The sequence below is a fragment of the Acidimicrobiales bacterium genome (genome assembly GCA_034521975.1).
Taxonomy (GTDB): domain Bacteria; phylum Actinomycetota; class Acidimicrobiia; order Acidimicrobiales; family SKKL01; genus SKKL01.
Genome location: JAXHLR010000010.1, coordinates 84112 through 103895, shown reverse-complemented (window position 1 = coordinate 103895; position 19784 = coordinate 84112). Strand labels below are relative to the sequence as shown.

At 70.9% G+C, this 19784-nt stretch carries 23 protein-coding genes; 15 read left to right on the top strand and 8 right to left on the bottom strand.

What is annotated here, in order from left to right:
• Positions 1-84: 84 nt before the first annotated feature.
• Positions 85-423 carry a hypothetical protein gene (locus U5K29_15580; GenBank protein ID MDZ7679960.1) on the bottom strand — a complete coding sequence of 113 codons (339 nt, stop codon included), beginning with the start codon at positions 421-423 and terminating at the stop codon, positions 85-87.
• A gap of 78 nt (positions 424-501) precedes the next feature.
• Positions 502-1476, bottom strand: coding sequence for a 2-dehydropantoate 2-reductase N-terminal domain-containing protein (locus U5K29_15575; GenBank protein MDZ7679959.1), 975 nt, complete (start codon positions 1474-1476; stop codon positions 502-504).
• A 39-nt stretch (positions 1477-1515) separates the two neighbouring features.
• Between U5K29_15575 and U5K29_15570 the strand changes: the two genes are divergently transcribed.
• Positions 1516-2028 carry a carbonic anhydrase gene (locus U5K29_15570; protein MDZ7679958.1) on the top strand — a complete coding sequence of 171 codons (513 nt, stop codon included), beginning with the start codon at positions 1516-1518 and terminating at the stop codon, positions 2026-2028.
• Between the two features lie 16 nt (positions 2029-2044).
• On the opposite strand, the gene U5K29_15565 is transcribed toward U5K29_15570, so the two are convergent.
• Positions 2045-3082 carry an LLM class F420-dependent oxidoreductase gene (locus U5K29_15565; protein ID MDZ7679957.1) on the bottom strand — a complete coding sequence of 346 codons (1038 nt, stop codon included), beginning with the start codon at positions 3080-3082 and terminating at the stop codon, positions 2045-2047.
• 161 nt (positions 3083-3243) lie between these two features.
• On the opposite strand from U5K29_15565, the gene U5K29_15560 reads away from it, so the two are divergent.
• Positions 3244-4578, top strand: coding sequence for a DUF4349 domain-containing protein (locus U5K29_15560; protein ID MDZ7679956.1), 1335 nt, complete (start codon positions 3244-3246; stop codon positions 4576-4578).
• Positions 4579-4593: 15 nt separating this feature from the next.
• Here U5K29_15560 and U5K29_15555 read toward each other — a convergent pair whose 3' ends face one another.
• Complete coding sequence (locus tag U5K29_15555; GenBank protein ID MDZ7679955.1) at positions 4594-5781, bottom strand: nucleotidyltransferase family protein; 1188 nt, start codon at positions 5779-5781, stop codon at positions 4594-4596.
• 105 nt (positions 5782-5886) lie between these two features.
• On the opposite strand from U5K29_15555, the gene U5K29_15550 reads away from it, so the two are divergent.
• Together U5K29_15550 and U5K29_15545 are read left to right on the top strand one after the other, a co-directional pair.
• Complete coding sequence (locus tag U5K29_15550) at positions 5887-6795, top strand: hypothetical protein (protein MDZ7679954.1); 909 nt, start codon at positions 5887-5889, stop codon at positions 6793-6795.
• Between the two features lie 10 nt (positions 6796-6805).
• Positions 6806-7081 (top strand): PqqD family protein, encoded by a 276-nt coding sequence (locus tag U5K29_15545; GenBank protein MDZ7679953.1) that lies wholly within the window; start codon positions 6806-6808, stop codon positions 7079-7081.
• Here U5K29_15545 and U5K29_15540 read toward each other — a convergent pair.
• Positions 7068-8144 (bottom strand): hypothetical protein, encoded by a 1077-nt coding sequence (locus U5K29_15540; GenBank protein MDZ7679952.1) that lies wholly within the window; start codon positions 8142-8144, stop codon positions 7068-7070. The two genes, U5K29_15545 and U5K29_15540, sit on opposite strands and share 14 nt — an antisense overlap.
• Before the next feature lie 94 nt (positions 8145-8238).
• Here U5K29_15540 and U5K29_15535 point away from each other — a divergent pair, with 94 nt between their 5' ends.
• The 10 genes from U5K29_15535 (at position 8239) to U5K29_15490 (ending at position 14375) form a co-directional block, all read left to right on the top strand.
• Entirely contained in the window at positions 8239-8367 is a 129-nt protein-coding gene (locus tag U5K29_15535) for a hypothetical protein (GenBank protein MDZ7679951.1), read from the top strand.
• Positions 8368-8377: 10 nt separating this feature from the next.
• A complete protein-coding gene (locus U5K29_15530) occupies positions 8378-8518 on the top strand; it encodes a hypothetical protein (GenBank protein ID MDZ7679950.1) in 141 nt (46 codons plus the stop codon).
• 8 nt (positions 8519-8526) lie between these two features.
• Positions 8527-8667, top strand: coding sequence for a hypothetical protein (locus tag U5K29_15525; GenBank protein MDZ7679949.1), 141 nt, complete (start codon positions 8527-8529; stop codon positions 8665-8667).
• Between the two features lie 173 nt (positions 8668-8840).
• A complete protein-coding gene (locus tag U5K29_15520; protein MDZ7679948.1) occupies positions 8841-9668 on the top strand; it encodes an enoyl-CoA hydratase-related protein in 828 nt (275 codons plus the stop codon).
• 45 nt (positions 9669-9713) lie between these two features.
• Positions 9714-10907 (top strand): hypothetical protein, encoded by a 1194-nt coding sequence (locus U5K29_15515; GenBank protein ID MDZ7679947.1) that lies wholly within the window; start codon positions 9714-9716, stop codon positions 10905-10907.
• A gap of 95 nt (positions 10908-11002) precedes the next feature.
• The gene (locus tag U5K29_15510) at positions 11003-12169 is read left to right on the top strand and encodes an ATP-binding protein (protein MDZ7679946.1); all 1167 of its coding nucleotides are present in this window, start codon (positions 11003-11005) and stop codon (positions 12167-12169) included.
• A gap of 5 nt (positions 12170-12174) precedes the next feature.
• Positions 12175-12492 carry an HNH endonuclease gene (locus tag U5K29_15505; protein MDZ7679945.1) on the top strand — a complete coding sequence of 106 codons (318 nt, stop codon included), beginning with the start codon at positions 12175-12177 and terminating at the stop codon, positions 12490-12492.
• 68 nt (positions 12493-12560) lie between these two features.
• On the top strand, positions 12561-13595 hold the full coding sequence (locus U5K29_15500; protein MDZ7679944.1) for a pirin family protein: 1035 nt from the start codon (positions 12561-12563) through the stop codon (positions 13593-13595).
• Positions 13592-14083 carry a DUF427 domain-containing protein gene (locus tag U5K29_15495; GenBank protein MDZ7679943.1) on the top strand — a complete coding sequence of 164 codons (492 nt, stop codon included), beginning with the start codon at positions 13592-13594 and terminating at the stop codon, positions 14081-14083. The genes U5K29_15500 and U5K29_15495 overlap by 4 nt, the downstream gene beginning before the upstream one ends.
• Positions 14084-14087: 4 nt before the next feature.
• Positions 14088-14375, top strand: a complete 288-nt coding sequence (locus tag U5K29_15490; GenBank protein MDZ7679942.1) for a hypothetical protein — start codon at positions 14088-14090, stop codon at positions 14373-14375.
• A 41-nt stretch (positions 14376-14416) separates the two neighbouring features.
• Here the strand turns inward: U5K29_15490 and U5K29_15485 are convergent, their stop codons facing one another.
• The 3 genes from U5K29_15485 to U5K29_15475 all read right to left on the bottom strand — a co-directional run bounded on the left by U5K29_15485 (position 14417) and on the right by U5K29_15475 (position 18387).
• Positions 14417-14881: a GNAT family N-acetyltransferase gene (locus U5K29_15485; protein MDZ7679941.1), complete on the bottom strand. Its 465-nt coding sequence runs from the start codon at positions 14879-14881 to the stop codon at positions 14417-14419.
• Positions 14882-14908: 27 nt separating this feature from the next.
• Positions 14909-15595: a M15 family metallopeptidase gene (locus U5K29_15480; GenBank protein ID MDZ7679940.1), complete on the bottom strand. Its 687-nt coding sequence runs from the start codon at positions 15593-15595 to the stop codon at positions 14909-14911.
• 236 nt (positions 15596-15831) lie between these two features.
• Complete coding sequence (locus tag U5K29_15475; protein MDZ7679939.1) at positions 15832-18387, bottom strand: FtsX-like permease family protein; 2556 nt, start codon at positions 18385-18387, stop codon at positions 15832-15834.
• 140 nt (positions 18388-18527) lie between these two features.
• On the opposite strand from U5K29_15475, the gene U5K29_15470 reads away from it, so the two are divergent.
• On the top strand, positions 18528-19577 hold the full coding sequence (locus U5K29_15470) for a TauD/TfdA family dioxygenase (GenBank protein ID MDZ7679938.1): 1050 nt from the start codon (positions 18528-18530) through the stop codon (positions 19575-19577).
• The last annotated feature ends 207 nt before the right edge of the window (positions 19578-19784 follow it).

The following is a 19784-nucleotide window of genomic DNA, read 5'->3' as shown; positions in this document are numbered from 1 at the left end:
ACGCGCCCTCCACCTCCGACCGCGGCGGCGACCTCACGATCCAGCGACGCTGACCGCCACCGGAGCAGGGCGGGCGGTGCCAGCTCAGCGAGGAGCGGCGTCGGGCGGGGGCCGGCGGGGCGGGTAGTCGGCTGAGTTCCGAGACTCGGACACCACCCGCTGGGGGGCCTCGGTGGTGCGAGGCTGGGTCGGCTGTTCGACGCGGGTTCGCTCGACCACGTGGGTGCGGTTCGAGCCGTTGCCCATGGTGAGTGCCCACAGCAGGGCCCCCAAGGCAACGGTGAGCCCGACGATCATGAGGATCGCCCCGGCTGCCTTGAGGTCGAAACCGCTCACGGTGGCGGTGACGGCGAAGTACAGGATCGCCCCCACGGTGGCGAGGAACGCTCCGGTGGTCATGCCACTGATGGCTCGTTGATCCATCTCGGGCTTCTACCCACCGAATGGTTGCAGTCAAACGTCGAGCGCTCGCTGAGCGCAGCGGCAAGGCCGCAGGCGGCTCTAGGCGCCCTCGAGCTCGGCGAGGAACTCGCGGGGATCATGGCTGGCCACCTCGGCACCGCCAGCGACCGCCCGAGCCATCCAGCGCTGGAGCAACGCGTTGCACGGGGTGGCCACGCCGTGGAGACGGCCGAGGAGCACGATCTCGCCGTTGAGGTAGTCGGTCTCGACGCTCCCCTGCCCTCGGGCCAGGCTCTGCCAGGTGGACCCGCCGGGGCGGGACTCGACGTCGCCGATGGCGCCGATCTGGAGGATGTCACCCCGACGCTCGCGATCCTGCTCGCCCGAGACCACGTCGATGCCTGCCGCCTCGAACACCGCGCGGGCCTCGCGGCGGGCCGCCGAACCGATGGTCGTCGCCTCCTCGTCGCGACCGAACAGCGCCTGGACCGCGTTGGCCAGGTTCATGATCAGCTTGCGGTGCTTCCACGCCATGATGTCGTCGCGGGGCTCCGAGACCATGGCTGACGACGAGATCGCGTCCGCCACCGACCGGGCGGTGTCGTCGACACCGTTGGGGTAGCGACCCAGATCGAGGATGGCCGCCACCGGATGGGCCCACGCCTGGACCACGCCGGGCTCCAAGTGCCCGGTCGGCGCCATCACCGTCACCCCGTAGACGTGCCCGAAGAACCGCAACGTCTCACGCTCGTTCACCACCCCGTTCTGCAGGCAGACGACCGCGATCGACGGCGGTGCCGCATCGCGCAGCTCGCGCAGGGCGGGCACCGTGTCCTGGCTCTTCATCCCCAGCATCACGACCTCGTCGCCACGCCAGTCGACCTCCGACGGCGAACCCACCGCTGGCACCTCGACGGTGACCGATCCTCTCGGCGAGTCGATCCGCAGACCGCTCGCCTTGACGGCATCCAGGTGTGCACCCCGGGCGATGAGGGTCACGTCGTGGCCGTGCTCGGCCAAGCGACCACCGACGACCCCGCCCACCGCACCTGCCCCGTAGACGACGAATCGCATGGGTCGAGTTTGTCACGGCTTCCTGCAAGAATCCTGGCCATGCCGATGTATGGACAGATCCTGCGCTCCGCCGAGAGGTGGCAGGAGCAGTTCGAAGCTCAGCATCTCGATGCGGTCCCCACACGCCAGCTCGTCGTGCTCGCCTGCATGGACGCCCGTCTCGACCTGTTCCGGTTCCTCGGCCTCGAGATCGGCCACTCCCACATCCTCCGCAACGCCGGCGGGCGGGCGAGCGACGACGCCCTCCGGTCGATGATCGTGTCGGCCGAGGTGCTCGGCACCCGCGAGGTGGTGATCATCCACCACACCCGCTGCGGGATGCACGGGGCGACGAACGATGCGCTGCGCGACCGCGTGCGCGAGTCGTCGGGACACGACCCGGTCGACATCGACTTCATGCCCTTCGCCGACGAGGAGCAGTCGGTGCGCGAGGACGTCGCCCGGGTGCGGAACTGCCCCTACTTCCCCGAGCCGATGACGGTGTGGGGCTGCATCTACGACGTCGACACCGGCGAGCTGCGGGTGACGGTCAAGCCCGACGACGAGACGTGAACCTCGCCGCCACCTCTCACTCGGCCCAGGCCTTCACCTTCTCGATGAGGCTGAGGGGGTCGTCGCCCGCCGGCTGCACACGCAGCTGGGTGACCCCCGAGTCGACATAGGCCCGCACCCGTTCTCGCACGAAACCTTCGTCACCGGCCATGACCGTGGCCTTGAGGTACTCCTCGGGGATGGCGGCCGCGGCCTCGTCCTTCTTGCCCGACAGGAACAGGTCCTGGATCTCGTCGGCTTCGGCCTCGTAGCCGTACTTGCGGAACGTGTTGTTGTAGAAGTTCCGGTTCCGTGCGCCCATGCCGCCGATGTAGAGCGCGAGGCCGGGGCGGGCACGGTCGCGAAGCTTCTGGGCGGTGTGCTCGTCGCAGATGGCGACGGTGCCACCGACCGCGACCTCGAGCGGCGGCAGCGAGGGGTCGCGGATGGCCAACCCGGCGTCGAGGTCGGGGCCCCACACGTCACGGGCCTTGTCGGGGTGGTAGATGGTCGGGAGCCACCCGTCGGCGATCTCGGCGGTCATGGCCACGTTCTTCGGCCCGAGGCTCGCGAGGTAGATGGGGATCGAGTCGCGCACCGGATGGTTGATGATCTTGAGCGGCTTGCCCAACCCGGTGCCCTGATCGGGTGGGAGGGGCAGCTCGTAGACCTCGCCGTGGTGCTCGACGACCTCGCGGCGCCACACCTTGCGGCAGATCTCGATGACGTCGCGGGTGGCGGCGAGGGGCTTGGTGTAGGGCACCCCGTGCCAGCCTTCGATGACCTGGGGTCCCGACGCTCCCAGCCCCAACACGAACCGGCCACCGGACACGGCGTCGAGGCCGGCCGCGGTCATGCCGATGAGGGTGGGGCTGCGCGAGTACAGCGGCATGATGCCCGACGCCAGCTCGACCGTCTCGGTCCTGGCGGCCAGGTAGCCGAGGATGCTCACCAGATCGAAGCTGTAGAGCTCGGCGGCCCACAGCATGTCGACCCCGGCCCGCTCCAGGTCGGCGGCACGATCGCCAGCGACCTTCGGATCGCCCGTGTAGCTGATACCCATCCCGATCTTCATGCCCCGAGCCTGACACAGCGGTGCCACGTCGCGCCGGTTCGGGAACCAGGCTGAGGTGAGCGTCGTCCCAACTACACCAACTCGACCAAGGAGGCGGGCACGTGCGCTCGATGAACGCTCGGCAGGACCAGCGAACCCGATCGACGGGCGGGGGACCGAGGATGGCGGCGGCGCTCGTCGCCTTGGTGCTGCTCGTCGCCGGCTGCACCAGTGGCGGCGACGACGACTCGATGGACTCCGCAGATGCCCCCACCGGCGGCGACGCCGGTGAAGAGATGCCGGCCGGTGAGGCGCCGGGAGACACGGCGGGCGACGACGGCGCCGAAGCACCGGCCGAGGACGCCGACCGCGGCGAGCAGGGCGGCGGGGATGCCGCCGGCCCGGGCACCGCGGCGGCGCCGGTGGTGCTCCCGTCGACCGAGCTGGGGCGTTCGATCATCTACACCGCCACCGTCGACATCGAGGTCGACGACGTGAGCGGCGCCAGCCGCCAGGCCCAGCAGGCCGTGGCCGCGGTGGGAGGCCTGGTGTTCTCCCAGACCACCACCAGCGACCCCCGGCCGCGCACGACCCTGGTGTTCAAGGTGCCACCGGAGAGCTTCGACGACGCGATGGAACGGCTCGAGGGCATCGGCACGATGGTCAACCAGGACATCAGCGCCGACGACGTCACCGACCGGGTCGTCGACCTCCAGAGCCGGATCCGCACCGCCGAAGTGAGCGTCGAACGCCTCCGGAGCCTGCTCGAACAGGCCGAGACCATCGAAGCGGTCGCCTCGATCGAGTCCCAGCTGCTCGAGCGCGAGACCAGCCTCGAGCAGCTGCGAGGGCAGCTGCGCACCGTCCAGTCCCAGGTGAACCTGGCGACGATCACCGTGACCATCACCGAGGAGGGGGCACAGCCCGAGATCGAGGTCACCACGACCGCCTATGCCGGCGACGACCAGGGGGATCGCTGCCCCGGCGAGCCGCGGCTCGAGACCGAGGAGGGCGAGCCGGTGATCGTGTGCGTCGCCGTCGACAACACCGGCAACGTCGACCTCGCCGACATCGAGGTCCGTGACCTGGGCCTGGACCTGCGTCGCGAGGACTTCGCGCTGATCGACTTCGGCGACGACGACGTACTCGCACCGGAGGAGACCGTGATCGCCTGGGCCCGCTTCGAGGCGTCGCCCGGCGACCGCCCCCGACCCGACGTCACCACGGTGCCCGTCGACGGCGAAGGGGAGCCGATCCGCCAGTCCACCATGGTCCACGACGACCCGCTCACCCTCGAGGTCGCCGAGGACGACTCGCTGCCCGGACTGGGCGACTCGCTCGGCTACGGGCTGACTGCGCTGCAACGGGTGTTCGGTGTGGTGCTCGTCGCCGTCGGTGCCGCCGCCCCGTTCGTCGTGATCGCCGCCATCCCCGCGGGGATCTACCTCTGGTGGCGCAGGCGGGACCAGGCCGGCGTGGTGGACGCGCAGGCGGGCACGACCTCGACCACCGACTGACGCGCCGCGGTCACCTCAGGAGCGCTCGCCACGCCGCCGGGCGCGGGTGAGGATCCGTCGAGGCCGCTGGGCCAGGGCGTCGACCCACCACAGCGATGGCCTCGCCTGCGACCTGGCGAGCGAGTCGGGGGTGACCAACAGGTTCGCCACGATCGCTGCCGTCGAGGCGACGCCGGGCGTCACCGAGCACCGGCGGCGGAGGTAGGGGACCCACCCGTCGGGAGGCGGCCCTCCCCCGACCGGGAGCTCGGCACGGCCCTCGATCCCGTCCAGCCATCGGCGTCGGGGGGTCGGCTGTGCCAAGGGCCGACGTGGGCGACTCGCTCGGTCCGCCACAAGATCGGTCGCTCCGCACAGCACCTCGACGCCGAGTCGAGCCTCGGCGATCGCGGGACTGTCCGCCGCCAGCTCACGGGCGCGTTCCCAGCCCGCCCCGGCGACGGTGACCAGCAGATGGGCGTCGACGGTGGATCGCAGACTGAGCCAGTAGTCCTTGGCGCCGTGCAGCACCGTGTGGGCCAGCGCGGCGTCGGGATCGAGGGTCGCGACCGGGGTTCCGCCGACGTCGACGGTCACCGCGTCGTCCATGACGGCCTCGGCCGCCAGGCCGGGCAGGTGGCCAGGGGTGAGCCGCCAGTGCAGATCGGCGTGGGCGCCCTGCCGCGAGTAACTGCGCTCGTAGGCGCTCCAGCGGAGGAACCGGCTGCGCTGGTCGTCGCCGAGGGGCGGGCAGGTGCGTTCGTTCGCCCGGTAGCCGGCCGCCGCCAGGACCTGGTCGGCTGCCAGCAGGTCGTCGGGTCGGACCAGCAGGTCGACGTCGACGCCGTGGCGCTCCGCCGGCTCGCGGCCGGTCTGGGCCCCCAAGGCGACCCCCTTGACCACCAGGACCGGGATCCCCGCCCGATCGAACAGCTCCACCAGCTGCCTGGTGGTGACCAGGGCGCGGAGGCCACCGAGTGCCTGGGAGCGCGACAGGTCGGCGACCGTCCGGGCGGTCTCCTCGTCGGCGGTGCCCAGCATCCGAGCCGCGGCCACCACCGGAGCCGCGACCCCCTGGCGCGCCGCACGCCGGACGAGCCCGAGCGACACCGGAGCATCGGTTCCGGACGGGTCGAGACCGAGTCCGACACGGACCGCGTCGAGGAGGTGCCGGGTCTCACCGCTCAGCGCCGAGGGAGGCTCCTGCGGGCCCGTGTCCGTCATGGTCTCCGCCCGGTGGTCGGCATCGGGCCCGAGCGTAGGGCATCATCTCGGTGTGCTGATCCCGACGACGGCCCCCGAGACCGGCTCCGAAGCCGGCAACGCGCCATGACGACCTCGACTCCCGAGCTTCCCGACGAGGTGCTGGGCGCCACGGTCCGGTACGCACCGGTCGACCCACCTTCGGCCGACGCGGTCGCCATCGGGACCCAGGCGTGGGCGACCCCCGACACGGTCTGGGCCGACCTGCTCGACCTGAGGGTGATGATCCGCGGCACCGACGAGATCGTCGTCGAGATCCCCGACGACGTGGACCGCTCCCTGGTCGCGCCGCTGCTCTACGGCTGGGCGACCAGGATTCTGATGCTGCACGCCGGCACCTTCAACCTGCACGGGTCGCTGGTTCGCATCGGCGACGAGCACGTGGTGATCGGCGGCCACAGCGGCGCCGGCAAGAGCACGACGGTGGCGACGCTCGCCCACGAGCGGGGTGCGACCCTGCTCATCGACGACGTCGTCCACGTCGACCTGGTCGACGGACGGCCCACGGCTCGTCCCTTCCCCCGGCCGGTGCACCTGAGCCACGAGGCGGTGGCCAGGCTCGGCATCGTCGACCCGGGCGAGGAGTTGGGCGAGGGCCCCTTCAGCAAGTTCGCCGTCGACCTGGCCGAAGCGAGCGGTCCGGTGCCGATCGACCGCCTCGTCACCCTGATCTGCCACGACCCCGACCCACCCGACGAGTGGCCGAACCCGATCGTCCCCGAGGTGGCCCCAACAGCCGAACGGCCTGTCGTCGTCCGCGACATCACCGGCGCCGAACGGTTGCGATGGGTGGTCCGGCTGGCCAACAACTCGGGACTCTCGTCCTTCGGTCCCCGATCGGGAGCCTTCTTCGAGTGGTCGACCTCGGTGGCATCGGCACTTCCCACGGTGGAGATCACCCGCCTGAGCGGCGCAGACACGCTCGACGCGGTGTGCGACCTGGTCACCGCCGCCCGGACCGGACCGGTTGGATAGGCTCCACGCCGTGTCCGATGCCGAGCCCACCTATCGACGAGCGCCGAGTGCGGCCAGTGCCGAGGTCGACGGTGAGACCGTGGTGCTCTCACCGTCGGACATGCGCTACCACTCGCTGAACGTCACCGCCGCCGCGATCTGGGACGCGCTGGCCGAGCCCAAGACCACCGATCAGGTGGTGGACGCGCTGCTCGAGCAGTTCGAGGTCGACGAGGACACCTGCCGCGGCGAGGTCGAGGCCTGCCTCGCCCAGCTCACCGACATCGGCGCGGTCACCCCCCAGTAGCGGCCGCGGCGGCGGTCTCCTCGTCGAGGGTCACCACCATCTCGTCGGGATCGGCGGCGGAGAACAGCGACAGCTCCGGACGACCGGCGGCGAGGGCCGCGGCGAAGCGGGGGTCGCGTGCCGGCACCCGCCGACGGCGGTGGTAGTAGCCGGCGAACGATCCGGCCCGGAGCGAGAACACGAGGAACAGCCGGTCGCGCCCGGTCGGGCGGGTGGCGCGGTGCAGACCGGTCGAGTCGCTGATGAAGGTGGTGCCCGCAGGACCGGTGATCGATCGCCGCTCGACCAGACCCAGGGCGTCGAGCGCGGACTCGGACGCGGTGCCGTCGTCGGCGTGGCGCAGCTCGTGGGTGCGCAGGGCCCCGGGACGATGGCTGCCGACCACGTACTGCATCGGTGCGGCACTGGCGTCGACGTCGGTGAGGTAGAGGTGCAGGCGCAGCCCGCCGACGCCGTCGTAGTCCCAGTGGAAGTTGCGGGCGAGGTTCGGGGCGAGGGTCTCGTTGTCGGGCGCAGCGGCGCACGACCAGTAGATCTGGGGTGGCTGAACGACGGGGACAAGCCCGAAGTAGGCCCGGGCCAGGTCCCAGAGCCGCTCGTCGGCCAGGATCCGCTGCACCTCGGGACGTGCCCAGGCGAAGGTGCCGTCGAGGAACACGGCGCTGGCGGATCCCGCCAGGTCTCGATAGGTCCCCGCCTGCATCGTTCCGGAGGGGAGCCTGCCCCGGGCCGGCCCTCGCTGGGCGAAGTCGACCAGGCTCGCCACCTCGTCGGGCGCCAGGACCGGTTCGAGCATCGCCATGCCGTCGCGCCGCAGGTCGGCCAGCGAGCGGGCGCCGGCGTCGTCGAGGCGGGGTCGATCGAGCGGCGCAAGGCGGTCGGGGGACCCGGGAGCCTTCTGCAGGAGCTGTCGGGCGGCGACGCTCGACCAGCCGGCGGTGAGCCGGTGGGCGCGCCGCATGGCGATGTAGGTGTTGCCAGTCGAGGGGCGGCCTCGGCGCCACCCACGCAGATCCCGAGCCGCTGCGGCGGCGAGCTCGACATATCGACGTGGCGTTGGCATGGCGCTCCTCGGGTACCGCACAACAAGGCCGTGACAGCCGGCACGGATGAGGATAGTGTGATCGCCGATCACCTTGACGAAGGAGTGCCACTCGATGCCGAACACCACGAGGCGGACCTGGGTCCGGCCGAGCGCCACCCCGCTCACCAACCCCGACAGCCGCTCCGACACCCCCGACGTCAACGCCCGCAACGGCATCTCGGGCGAGCCCAACGTTAAATAGAGAGAATCCGATGACACACGCACCAAAGCGGACCTGGGTCCGGCCCAGCGTCACCCCGCTCACCAACCCCGACAGCCGCTCCGACACCCCCGACGTCGCCGCCCGCAACGGCAACGACAACGGCGTGGTCTTGAGCCCAGTCGACACGTAGAGGTTTCGATGACACATGCACCCAAGCGGGTCTGGGCCCGGCCCAGCGTCACCCCGCTCACCAACCCCGACAGCCGCTCCGACGCCCCCGACGTCGCCGCCCGCAACGGCAACCTTTCGCTCAGCGAGCCCCCCGACGGCCCGGCCTAGAACCACACGGGAGCTGCTCTGCCTACCGCACCCGGCTTCGGCCGGGTGCGTGTCGCGTCCGACCAGGCGCCGACCGGGGGACGGGCGACGCCTGCCCGATGCCGACCCGATTGCGCGACCACTCCTGACGGTGGACACTGGGTCGGCTGCACCGACCGACCACTGGGGGGATCATGACCGAGGTCGCGCACGACTACGAGACCCTGCTCGTCGACGACGACGAGGGGGTTCGCACGATCACGCTGCACCGGCCGCCACGCAACGAGTTCACCTGGCAACTCGGCGGCGAGCTGAACCAGGCGTTCGCCGCGGCCGAGGCCGACGACTCGGTACGGGTCGTGATCGTCACCGGTTCGGGCGACTTCTTCTGCGCGGGTGCCGCGCTGGGACGCCAGCGTGACGGATCGGGCGCGTCCGCCGCGGGCCAGCGCCCGAGCGCCGACGCGCCACGGATCAAGCCGTGGGAGATGTCGACACCGATCATCGGTGCGATCAACGGTCCCGCGGTCGGGGTGGGCCTGACGCTCCCGCTGCAGTGGGACATCCGCATCGCGGCCGAGGACGCCAAGATGGGCCTGGTCTTCATCCGCCGAGGGTGGATCCCTGAACTGGGGGCGCACTGGCTGCTCCCGCGGCTGGTCGGCATGTCGAACGCGATGGACCTGCTGTTGACCGGCCGCATCTTCACCGGCGCTGAGGCGGCGGAGATGGGGCTCGTGTCCCAGGCGCTTCCCGCCGCCGACGTGCTTCCGGCCGCGCTCGACAAGGCCCACCAGATCGCCGGGAAGTGCGCCCCGGTCTCGGTCGCGCTGTCGAAGCGACTGGCATGGCAGATGCTCGAGGAGACCGACCATGCTGCCGCCCAGGCCACCGACGGCGAGCTCTACCGCTGGACGACCCAGCAACCCGACTCCCGCGAGGGGGTGTCGTCGTTCCTCGAGAAGCGCACGCCGCAGTGGACGATGTCGAAGACCGGAGACCTACCGCCCGATTTCGGCTGAGCTGCTGATTGTGTCGTCGCTGCCCGTGAGGGGTACACCTGTTCCATGACCGCGCCGCGGCAACCAGAGGCCCGGCCACCCGACGACGACCTCGACCCGAGCCAGTCGTCCACGGTGACGACCGTGCTGGCCACCCTCGCGGTGGTCGCCATCGTGGCGGTGGCCATCGGCACCCTGCTCGCCGCTGCCGGTGACGACGGCGAGGGCGAGGGCGACGTCGCCGGCACCGCCGGGGGACCCCCGGACCCGCCTCCGACCGAAACGACCCCCGAGACCACCAGCGAGCCACCGCCGATCTCCGACACGACCACGACCAGCACCACGGCCACGACCGAGGCGCCGATCCCGACCGTGCCCGGACCGGCGATCGCCGTGGGCCCGCTGGCCGACACCCGACCGGACCCACCAGAGGTGTTCGCGGCTGCGACCGCCGGCGGTGGCCTGATCCTGGGCGAGACCTCCTCGGGCGAGACCCTGACCGAGCTGGCCGACGCCCCCGGAGCCGACGCCACCGACCCGGCCACGATCGGTGGCATCGCCCTGTCCCACGACCGCCGGCGCCTCTGGTACTCGATCTGTTGCGAGCCACCACCCGGAACGCTCCACGAGCTGCCCATCGAGCCGGTGGGCGACGCGGCTCTGGTCGCCAACTCCACCAGGCCCGTGATCGGCACCAGCCCGAACTGGGTCACCAGCGTCGGCCTTCTGGCGCGGCTCGACAGCACCCGTGACTCCAGATCACACATCTGGGAGCCCGCGACGGCCACGAGCCTCGGTCGAGCCACCCTGTCCCCCGACGGCGAGCTGCTGGCGGTGACGACCGCATCCTCGGATCCCGACGCAACCGGTCGCCGGCTGTCGTTGGTGACCACGGCGACGGTGGAGGAGACCGGCACCGGTGTCAGCGAGATCGTCGACCCGGCGCCGGTCGTCGTACCCGACAGCCACTGGACCCTCCCGGTGTTCCGACGTGATGGGTCGCTTGTGGCGGCCCGGCAACCGGAGGCGGACGGGCCCTGGTCCGCGTGGTCGATCGATCCCGAGACGCTCTCGATCGCGCCGGTCGAGCAGATCGACTACCCCGGCATCCCGATCGATCAGGATGTCGATGCCACCGGCGAGTGGCTGCTGGTGGTCGCGGCCGAGTCCGCCGGCGCGACCACCGGCTCGCTGCACTGGTTCGGCCCCGACGGCGAGTCGGGCACGATCCCCGGTGCGTTCTCCCACGCCGCGTGGTGACACCACCACCAACACGCCGGGCGGTCCGCGCCTTGGCCGACGCTTGAACCTGACCGATCTGCCCTCGCTTTCGAGATCGACGCTAAACTCCCGGCATGTCGGGAGAACGCTACGACCCGGTCGCCAACCCCTACGCCCCCGGCGCCGGGACCCCGCCACCGGCGCTGGTCGGCAGGGACGGCACCATCGAGCTGGCCGAGATCAGTCTGCGCCGCCTGGCCGCCGGACGGTCGACCCAGCACCTGTTGCTCACCGGCCTCCGAGGGGTCGGCAAGACCGTGCTGCTCGGCAAGCTGGCCGCGGTCGGCGAGAACGTCGGCTTCCGGGTCGTGCGGCTCGAGGCCGTCGGTGGCGACGATGCCGTCGTCTCGTTGTTGCGCCAGACCCGACGCATCATCGAGGACCTCGATCGCAGCGCCAAGGTCACCCGGGCCCTGCGCTCGATCGAAGCGGTGTCGCTCAGCCTCGGCGGCACCGGTGTGCGGGTCAGGAAGAACCCCGCCCGCACCCCCGACCGCGAAGCCCTCGCGGACGTGCTCGTCGACGTGGCCACCGCCGCCGCCGAGCACGAGCTCGGGGTGATGCTCGCCCTCGACGAGGCCCAGATGCTCGACAACGACGACCTCCGCCGCGTGCTCGCCGGCGTGCACCGCTGTGGACAGGATGCACTGCCCTTGTGGTGCCTGCTCGCCGGCCTCCCCAACCTGGTCGGCATCGCCGCCAAGGCCTCGACCTACGCCGAACGCATGTTCACCGTCGACCAGCTCGGCCCGCTGTCACCCGACCAGGTTCGAGATGCGGTCGCCGCCCCGGCCAAGGAGCTGGCGGTCACCTGGTCTCCCCAGGCGATCGACACCGTGGTCGACCGCTCCGACGGGTTCCCGTTCTTCGTGCAGGTGTGGGCGTACCACACGTGGAACGCCGCGATCGACGAGCCGATCTCGGCCGACGACGTCGAGCGGGCCACACCGGCCGCCCGCCTGGCCCTCGACGCCTCGTTCTTCGCCGCCCGCCTCGCCCGCATCCCCGAGTCCGAGGTCGCCTACGTCCGAGCCCTGGCGTCGCTCGGCGGTGGTCCGCACCGCTCGGGCGAGGTCGCCGCCGCGATGGGACGCACGACACCCGAGGTGGCTGCGTTCCGCGACCGCCTCATCCGCGAGGGGCTCGTCTTCTCACCCCGATACGGGTGGATCGAGTTCGCCATCCCCCACATCGACGCCCACGTCCGTCGAACCCTGCCTCCCCTCGACGAGGTGACCTGAGCGCCGTGTTCGCCTGGTTGCGCTCGATGCTGCAGCGGCGGGCCGAACGGCGCCACGCCGATGCCGAGGCCCGGCACAACCGCGACCGGGGCACGCACTGCTTCTACTGCGGGTCCGCGTTCTCGGCCGAACCGGGGCTCGACCGCACCGTCGATCACCGCCTGCCACGCAGCCACGGCGGGACCGACGCCCTGGTGAACATGGTGTTCGCCTGCCGGGCCTGCAACGAGCGCAAGGCTGACCGCGACGAGGCCGAGTTCCTCGCCTCGGAGTGGCTCGCCGAGCGTCGTCGAGCCCTGGGCCCCAATGACGGCCGGCACTGAAGGCGATCGTGCCTGCCGATTCAAGATTGAACCGAGTGAGTCGCGGCAGGCCTCCCTAGCCTGGAACCATGAGCACCAGCCCCGTTCTGGAGACCGTCCCGCTCGGCCTGCACTGGCCGACCCTCGACCCGTTCCTCTTCTGCGCCCACCACGACGACGAGTACCCGGCGGGCGACGAGTCGATGGCCCCCGCGGTTCCCGTCGACGACCGCGACCTCGGCATGGACTTCTCGGGCAAGGACGGCTGGTCGATGTATCACGGCGACTCGGTCCCCGGGTTCCCCGGCCACCCCCACCGCGGGTTCGAGACCGTCACCTACGTGCGCAACGGGCTCATCGACCACTCCGACTCGCTCGGCGCCGCCGCCCGCTTCGGACGGGGCGACGTCCAGTGGGTCACCGCCGGCAGCGGCATCGTCCACAGCGAGATGTTCCCCCTGGTGCATCCCGACCAGCCCAACCCCCTCGAGCTGTTCCAGATCTGGTTGAACCTGCCGGCCGACGACAAGATGGTCGACCCCTACTTCACCATGCTGTGGGACCACGACATCCCCCGCGCCCAGGTCACCGACGACCAGGGCAACAACACCGAGGTCACCGTCATCGCCGGTCGTCTCGGCGTGGTGGCCGCAGCGTTGCCTCCCCCCAGCTCGTGGGCGGCCCGCGACGACTCCCACGTCGCCATCTGGCACATCCGACTCGACGCGGGCGCCACCTGGTCCGTTCCCGCCACCCTCGACGCGGAGATCAACCGGGTGCTCTATCTCTTCGAAGGCGACACGGCCCGCATCGCCGACACCGACGTCGACAGCGACACCGGGGTGGTGCTGAGGCCCGACGTCGAGGTCGAGATCACCGCCGGCGACGAACCGGTCGAGGCCCTACTGCTCCAAGGCCGTCCCATCGGTGAGCCCGTCGCCCAGTACGGTCCGTTCGTGATGAACACCCGCGCCGAGATCCAACAGGCCATGGCCGACTTCCAGACCACCGGGTTCGGAGGCTGGCCGTGGGACGACCAGGCCCCCACCCATGGGCGCGACCGGGGACGCTTCGCCCGCCACGTCGACGGCCGGGTCGAGGAGCTCTCGGACACCGGCGCATGAACCCCGACCGGATCGAACCCGGCCCCGGCCAGGAGTCGGTCTGGGACTACCCGCGCCCGCCCCGCATCGAGCCCACCGACGCCCACATCCGGGTCGGCCTCGGCGGTGAGACCGTCGCCGACACGCGCCGAGCGGTGCGGGTGCTGGAGACGAGCCAGCCTCCCGCCTTCTACCTGCCGCCCGACGACGTCCGCACCGACCTCCTGGTGCCGACCACGACCCGCACCTTCTGTGAGTGGAAGGGCCAGGCCATCTACTACACGGTGCGCGCCGGAGGGGTCGAGGCACAGGACGCGGCGTGGACCTATGCGACCCCTGTCGACGCCTTCGCTCCCATCGCCGGCTGGTTCGCCTTCTACGCCCAGCAACTCGACTGCTCCGTCGACGACGAGCACGTGACGGCCAACGAGGGCTCCTACTACGGCGGTTGGATCACCTCGGCGGTCGTCGGCCCGTTCAAGGGCGGCACCGGGACCTCGCACTGGTGAGGCGATGAGGATCCGGGCGCTGTCGGTGTTCGAAGGGGTGATCTACCACAGCGTGGTGGTCGACGACACCAGCCCCTGCCGCCCAACCCTCGAGGTCGACGCCGTGGTTCGAGCCGGCGACATCGACTCCGGGCCCCTGCACCTCCCCCTCGCCGAGTACCTGGTGATGGCAGGGGACGCCGGTCGATCCTGCCTCCCCGAGCTCCGACGCAAGGGGCGCGTCGTCGATCACCTCGACGTCCCCCACCTGGTGTTCAGCACCTGGACGCCGGTCGCGGTCCACCAGCGTTGATCCAGCTCGGCCGGCACCACCCGACCGGGACCGGCGAGCCGCTACTCGTCGGGCTGCAGCGCCAGCCGGTAGACGTTGGTGTCGCGGGGGACGAAGCCGAGTCCTCGGTAGAGGCGGTTCGCCGCTTCGCGGGACGGGCGGGAGGTGAGATCGACCGTCCTGGCACCCAGGTCGCGGGCGAGGTCGAGCGCGAAGCGGTTGAGGGCCGCGCCGACGCCGGCGCCCCGAGCGGTTTCGTCGACCACGACGTCTTCGATCCACGCCCGCCGACCGGTGGGGATGAGGAACACCACGAGGGTGAGGCTGCCGACGACTCGGCCGTCGGGGTCGCGGGCAACCAGCAGGTGGCTGGCCGCGGAGTCGACGATCGCCGAGAGCTCACGCTCCGACGGAGGCGGGTTCGACGACGAGAGCTGGGGCACCAGGCGCTCGAACGCCTCGACCAGCTCGTCGGTGACCTCGGTGACCTCGGTGATCTCCATGAGCCGCGATCCTACCGACCCCACGGATCGGGCTCGCCGGTCAGAAACCGGTCATCGCCCGGTGGCCGAGAAGTGCATGTGGTCGGGCGACGACCAGCTGCCACCCCAGTGCCAGCCGATGGCCGCGAACGACTCGGTGACCACGTCTCCGGGCTGGATCATCCCCGGCCGGTCCCAACCACGGTCGAGGTAGGCGCTGGCCAGCTCGGGAAGTACGACCTCGCCGCGCTGGTAGGGGTTGTGGAACGGGTTGATGTCCACTGCGAGCCCCCGAGCGTGCTCGGACCACGATGATGCCCCCCGCACCTCCCGGCACACGAACGACGCGGTGTTGTTTCCGTCGCCGGTGGGGGGAGCCTCGAGGTCGGCGGTGGTGATGATCCGCATCTCCTCGATCGGGAAGCGCTCGGCGTGGAGCCGCTCGAACACCCACGCCACGTCGTCGACCACGTCGCGGTGCAGGATCAGCTCGCCGGTGTGGTGGCCGCCGTCGAACCCCCAGAAGCTGACGGTGAGGTGGCGCAGCTCGTCGAGCGGTGTGGGACAGCCCGGCTCCCACGTGGCCCCCATGCGCTCGACGACGGTGTCGTCGAGCGGCGCGACCGTGGACTCGAACTGCTCGGTGGGAGGGGGCGGCAACACGCTCATGGTCGACAGACGACGATCCACGAGCACGTCCGGGGTGGGCAGGATCCGACCGAAACCGTCGGCCCGCAGGGGCAAGGGCTCGTCACCCACGGTCCACGCCGGCTCAGCCTCCGTCCCGGGTGCGGCCATCCCCCACGAGCGACCAGGGGTCGAGGCAGACGCCGGGGTCGGATCGAGAGCGGTGGACGAGGTCGTGGTCGACTCGGCCGTCGCGCCAACCCTCTCTTCGCCGGGCGCGCACGCTCCCAGCGCCAGGAGACAGACGAGAAGCGACCAACCGACACGCACGACCCACCAGTCTGGCCGCCAGGGCGGCGGTCGAGCGGTCAGACCGTGGCGATGGCCGCGAGCACATCGGTGCGCGCCGCACGACGGGCCGGGACGACGGCGGCGAGCACCCCGGCCAGCCCCGCGAGCACCACGATCGCCAACATCGGTCCGACCGGGACCACGAAGCGGCTGATGCGCTCGCCGGCCAGGGCGGTGACCATCGCCCACCCGAGGAACACACCGATCACCAACCCCAGCACTGCGCCGAACACGGCGATGATGACCGACTCCCATCGGACCGTGGCCCGCACCTGGGCGCGGGTCATCCCCACGGCGCGGAGAAGCCCGAGCTCCCTGGTCCGCTCGAGGATCGACAAGGCCAGGGTGTTGGCGATGCCCAGCAAGGCGATGAGCACGGCAAGGAGCAGGAGCACATAGACCAGCCCGAGCAGCTGGTTGAACGACGACGCCTGGGTCTGCTTGTACTCGGTCTGGTCGAGCACCGAGGCGGTCGGATACCTGTCGGTGAGCTCCTCGATGGCCGAACGTGCCTCAGCAGGGGGAACTCCGGGCGCGGCGGCCACGAAGATCGACGTGTCGAGCTGCACGAGGAGGTTCGCGTCGAAGGCGGGGATCCCCATGGCATAGGTCGTGCCCACCAACTCACGGTTGTCGAACAGCACGGCGATGCGGAAGTCCTGCGCACCCGTCTCGGCGAACCGGACCGTCAGCGTGTCACCTACCTCCCATCCCTCCTCGACCGCCTTCTCGTCCCACACCGCGATGCCTTCGGCATCGAGCGCGTCGAGCGATCCCGCCACCACACCGACGTCGAAGACGGCGTCGATCACCAAGGGATCGACGGCGAGGAGGTGCACGACGGACCCGTCGACCTCGGCGGGGGCGACCCGGGCACCGGACGCGGCCGCGACCTCGTCGAGCGACCGGAGATCCTCGGTCAGGCCCGGGTCGAACCCCCCGGCCCCGAGGGTGCCGGAGTCGATGATGAAGTCACCACGGAACGAACGGTCGATCATGTCGTCGAGCGACGCCCGGGCCGAGGAGGCGAAGATGGTGATGAACCCCACCAGGGCCACGCCGACCATCAGCGCCGACGCCGTCGAGGCCGTTCGCTTCGGACTGCGGAGTGCGTTCTCGCGGGCGAGCCTCCCCGTCACCCCTGTGAAGCGGGCCAGCGGGGCTGCGAGCACCCGGGCCGCGGGACCCACGATCAGCGGCCCCAGCACGGCGACCCCGACGAAGAGTGCTGCCGCGCCGAGCCCGACCGTCACCGCCTCGTTGTCGTCCAGCACGAAGAGCCCGAGAGAGACGAGCCCGACGCCGGCAGCCACCCCACCCGATCCGACGACCGTCCGCAACCGGACCCTGGTGCCCCTGCTGGCACCGACGTCGGTCATCGCCGCGACGGGCGGGATCCGCGACGCCCGGCGGGCAGGGATGATGGCGGCGGCCACGCTCACCACCAGACCGGCGAAGACCGCCGCGGCGACGGTTCCTCCGGTGACCACGACACCCCCGGCGGGAACCTCCATGCCGAGCCCCGCGAGCAGTGCCTGGAGCAGACCGGCGACACCGATGCCGGCGACCAGCCCCAGCACCGACGCGATGGCACCCACCACCGCTGCTTCGAGCAACAGGGCGCCGAGCACCTGATGCCGGGACGCCCCGAGGGCCCGAAGGAGCGCCATCTCGCGGTTCCGCTGGGCCACCAGGATCGAAAAGGTGTTGTAGATGATGAAGGAGCCGACGAACAGGGCGACGATGGCGAAGGTGAGCATGAAGGTGCCGAAGAACGAGATCAGCTCGCGGATCTCGCCCTGCTCCTCGGCGACGATCTCGGCACCGGTCACGACCTCCAGGTCGTCGGGGACGATCCTCGCGACCCGGTCCCGGAGCTCCTCCTCGGAGATGCCCGCCGCGGCGACGACCTGCACCTGGTTCACCCGTCCCGGCGAGGCCAGGAGCTCCTGGGCGTAGGCCGGGGTGAAGGCGGTGATCGACGCACCGAGGGGACTGTCGGCGTCTCCCCACCTGGCGACACCCACGATGGTGATGGGTGAAGGGCCGGCCGCGGTGAGCACGATCGTGGTGTCGCCGACCGACAGGTCTCCGGCGTCGGCGCTGCCCTTGTCGATGACCGCCTCATCGCCCGACCGGGGCCCGCGCCCGTCGATCACGGTCAGCGGGTTGAACAGGGCGTTCTCGGGCCAGGCCACACCGAAGGTCGGTGCCGCCATCCCCGGATCGCCGAGCGGTCGGCCGTCCGCTCCGACGATCTGGGCGTAGCCCTCGACCAGCCCGAAGGTCGCGACCACACCGTCGACTGCTGCCACCTCGTCGACCAGCGACTCGTCGACCAGGGGACGAGACGGCGCACCGAAGGGATCGGGGCTGTCGAAGGCTCGCTCACCCCTGACCACTGCGCTCGTGTCGGCGTAGACCTCCTCGACCAACTCGTCGAAGCTGCGACCCATCGTGTCGCTCAACACCATGGTTCCCGCCATGAACGCCACACCGAGCAACACCGCGAGGCTGGTGGCCAGCACACGGAGCTTGCGGGCGCGCAGGTTCGTGAGGGTGGTCCGCAGCATCGCCGTGGCAGCTTACGGTGACGCAGGGGCGCTGTGACCAAGCCCGACGCCAACGATCCGTCGACCCCACCGGCCTGCTCGCCGCAGCGACGGCCCGCGATCCCCACTAGCGTCGGAGGCGGTACCAAGGGGGGAACGACATGTCGACCACACCTGCAGTCGAGGATCCGGTCCCGCTCGAGACGCACTGCGAGTGGGCCACCGACGAACTGGGCGAACGCTACGTCCGGCCATGGACCGACGATGAACTCGCCGAGCTGGAAGCAGCGGTCGACCACGCCTCTCGAGCGTGTGACGACGTCCTCGACGTCGCCATCTCGGACTTCCCGCTACCCACGCTCGGCCCTCGGCTGGCGGCCTGTGCCGACGAGCTGATCAACGGGCGGGGTGTGGTGCTGTTCAGGGGCTGGCCGGTCGAGCGCTTCACCCGCGAACAGAACGAGATCGCCTACTGGGGCGTCGGCACCCACCTGGGCGAGCCGTGGCCCCAGAACGCGCGCGGTCACCTCCTCGGCGATGTCACCGACCAGGGGAAGGACCCCAACGATCCGAACAGTCGCGGCTACGAGGTCGGCGGGGTCGGGCTGCCCTTCCACTCCGACGGCTCCGATCTGGTCGGCCTGTTCTGCCTCGATCCCGGCAACGAGGGCGGGCGTAGCCTCGTCGCCAACGCCGTCGCGGCCCACAACGAGATGGTGCGGGAAGCCCCGGAGCTTGCGGTAGAGCTGTACCAGCCCCTGCCGTACGACTACCGCGGCGAACAACGCGAGGGAGGGAAGGCCTGGTACATGGTTCCGGTGTTCCAGCGCTGGGGCGACCGGTTGTTCGTGCGCTACATCCGCCCTTTCATCGATTCCTCACAGCGCCATCCCGACGCGCCGCGACTCTCGAACCGGGCGATCGAGGCGATGAACCGGTTCGAAGCCCTGTGTGCCGACGGCCACCGCACCGCGGCCATGCAACTGCAGCGAGGCGACATGCAGTTCATCGACAATTACCACGTCGTGCACGGTCGTGAGCGCTACTCCGACGCGCCGGACGAGGGTCGGGTCCGGCATCTCAAGCGGCTGTGGCTCGAGACCCGGGTCCTCACCGACGACGACAAGCCCGAGCGGTTCCGGATGGCGCGGTCGGCGTCGCACTGGTGGAAGGGTCGCCAGAAGGACACCTTCGCCGCCCAGCGCGACTAACGACCGACTCCCTCACCACGGTCGGGCGGTCGGGCCGGCAGTTGATCTCCACCGCAGTCGAGTAGGTGTCGCACGCGGCGATGGTGAGCCGGGGCGAGTGATCGGTGACGACCAGATACTCGCGACCGAGCGCCCGGGCGGTGACGGCCATGTCGCGCAGCGAGACGCCGCCGTCGGACCAGGTCGTGCGGAGTGCAGCCCCGCCGG

Excerpts from the sequence above, each read along its gene's own strand:
- U5K29_15540 (MDZ7679952.1), bottom strand. The coding sequence starts at position 8,144 with ATGCCAACGCCACGTCGATATGTCGAGCTCGCCGCCGCAGCGGCTCGG.
- U5K29_15500 (MDZ7679944.1), top strand. The coding sequence starts at position 12,561 with ATGAGCACCAGCCCCGTTCTGGAGACCGTCCCGCTCGGCCTGCACTGG.
- U5K29_15570 (MDZ7679958.1), top strand. The coding sequence starts at position 1,516 with ATGCCGATGTATGGACAGATCCTGCGCTCCGCCGAGAGGTGGCAGGAG.
- U5K29_15580 (MDZ7679960.1), bottom strand. The coding sequence starts at position 423 with ATGGATCAACGAGCCATCAGTGGCATGACCACCGGAGCGTTCCTCGCC.
- U5K29_15475 (MDZ7679939.1), bottom strand. The coding sequence starts at position 18,387 with ATGCTGCGGACCACCCTCACGAACCTGCGCGCCCGCAAGCTCCGTGTG.
- U5K29_15525 (MDZ7679949.1), top strand. The coding sequence starts at position 8,527 with ATGACACATGCACCCAAGCGGGTCTGGGCCCGGCCCAGCGTCACCCCG.
- U5K29_15490 (MDZ7679942.1), top strand. The coding sequence starts at position 14,088 with ATGAGGATCCGGGCGCTGTCGGTGTTCGAAGGGGTGATCTACCACAGC.
- U5K29_15565 (MDZ7679957.1), bottom strand. The coding sequence starts at position 3,082 with ATGAAGATCGGGATGGGTATCAGCTACACGGGCGATCCGAAGGTCGCT.
- U5K29_15530 (MDZ7679950.1), top strand. The coding sequence starts at position 8,378 with ATGACACACGCACCAAAGCGGACCTGGGTCCGGCCCAGCGTCACCCCG.
- U5K29_15535 (MDZ7679951.1), top strand. The coding sequence starts at position 8,239 with ATGCCGAACACCACGAGGCGGACCTGGGTCCGGCCGAGCGCCACCCCG.
- U5K29_15520 (MDZ7679948.1), top strand. The coding sequence starts at position 8,841 with ATGACCGAGGTCGCGCACGACTACGAGACCCTGCTCGTCGACGACGAC.
- U5K29_15555 (MDZ7679955.1), bottom strand. The coding sequence starts at position 5,781 with ATGACGGACACGGGCCCGCAGGAGCCTCCCTCGGCGCTGAGCGGTGAG.
- U5K29_15515 (MDZ7679947.1), top strand. The coding sequence starts at position 9,714 with ATGACCGCGCCGCGGCAACCAGAGGCCCGGCCACCCGACGACGACCTC.
- U5K29_15550 (MDZ7679954.1), top strand. The coding sequence starts at position 5,887 with ATGACGACCTCGACTCCCGAGCTTCCCGACGAGGTGCTGGGCGCCACG.
- U5K29_15470 (MDZ7679938.1), top strand. The coding sequence starts at position 18,528 with ATGTCGACCACACCTGCAGTCGAGGATCCGGTCCCGCTCGAGACGCAC.
- U5K29_15510 (MDZ7679946.1), top strand. The coding sequence starts at position 11,003 with ATGTCGGGAGAACGCTACGACCCGGTCGCCAACCCCTACGCCCCCGGC.
- U5K29_15560 (MDZ7679956.1), top strand. The coding sequence starts at position 3,244 with ATGGCGGCGGCGCTCGTCGCCTTGGTGCTGCTCGTCGCCGGCTGCACC.
- U5K29_15495 (MDZ7679943.1), top strand. The coding sequence starts at position 13,592 with ATGAACCCCGACCGGATCGAACCCGGCCCCGGCCAGGAGTCGGTCTGG.
- U5K29_15575 (MDZ7679959.1), bottom strand. The coding sequence starts at position 1,476 with ATGCGATTCGTCGTCTACGGGGCAGGTGCGGTGGGCGGGGTCGTCGGT.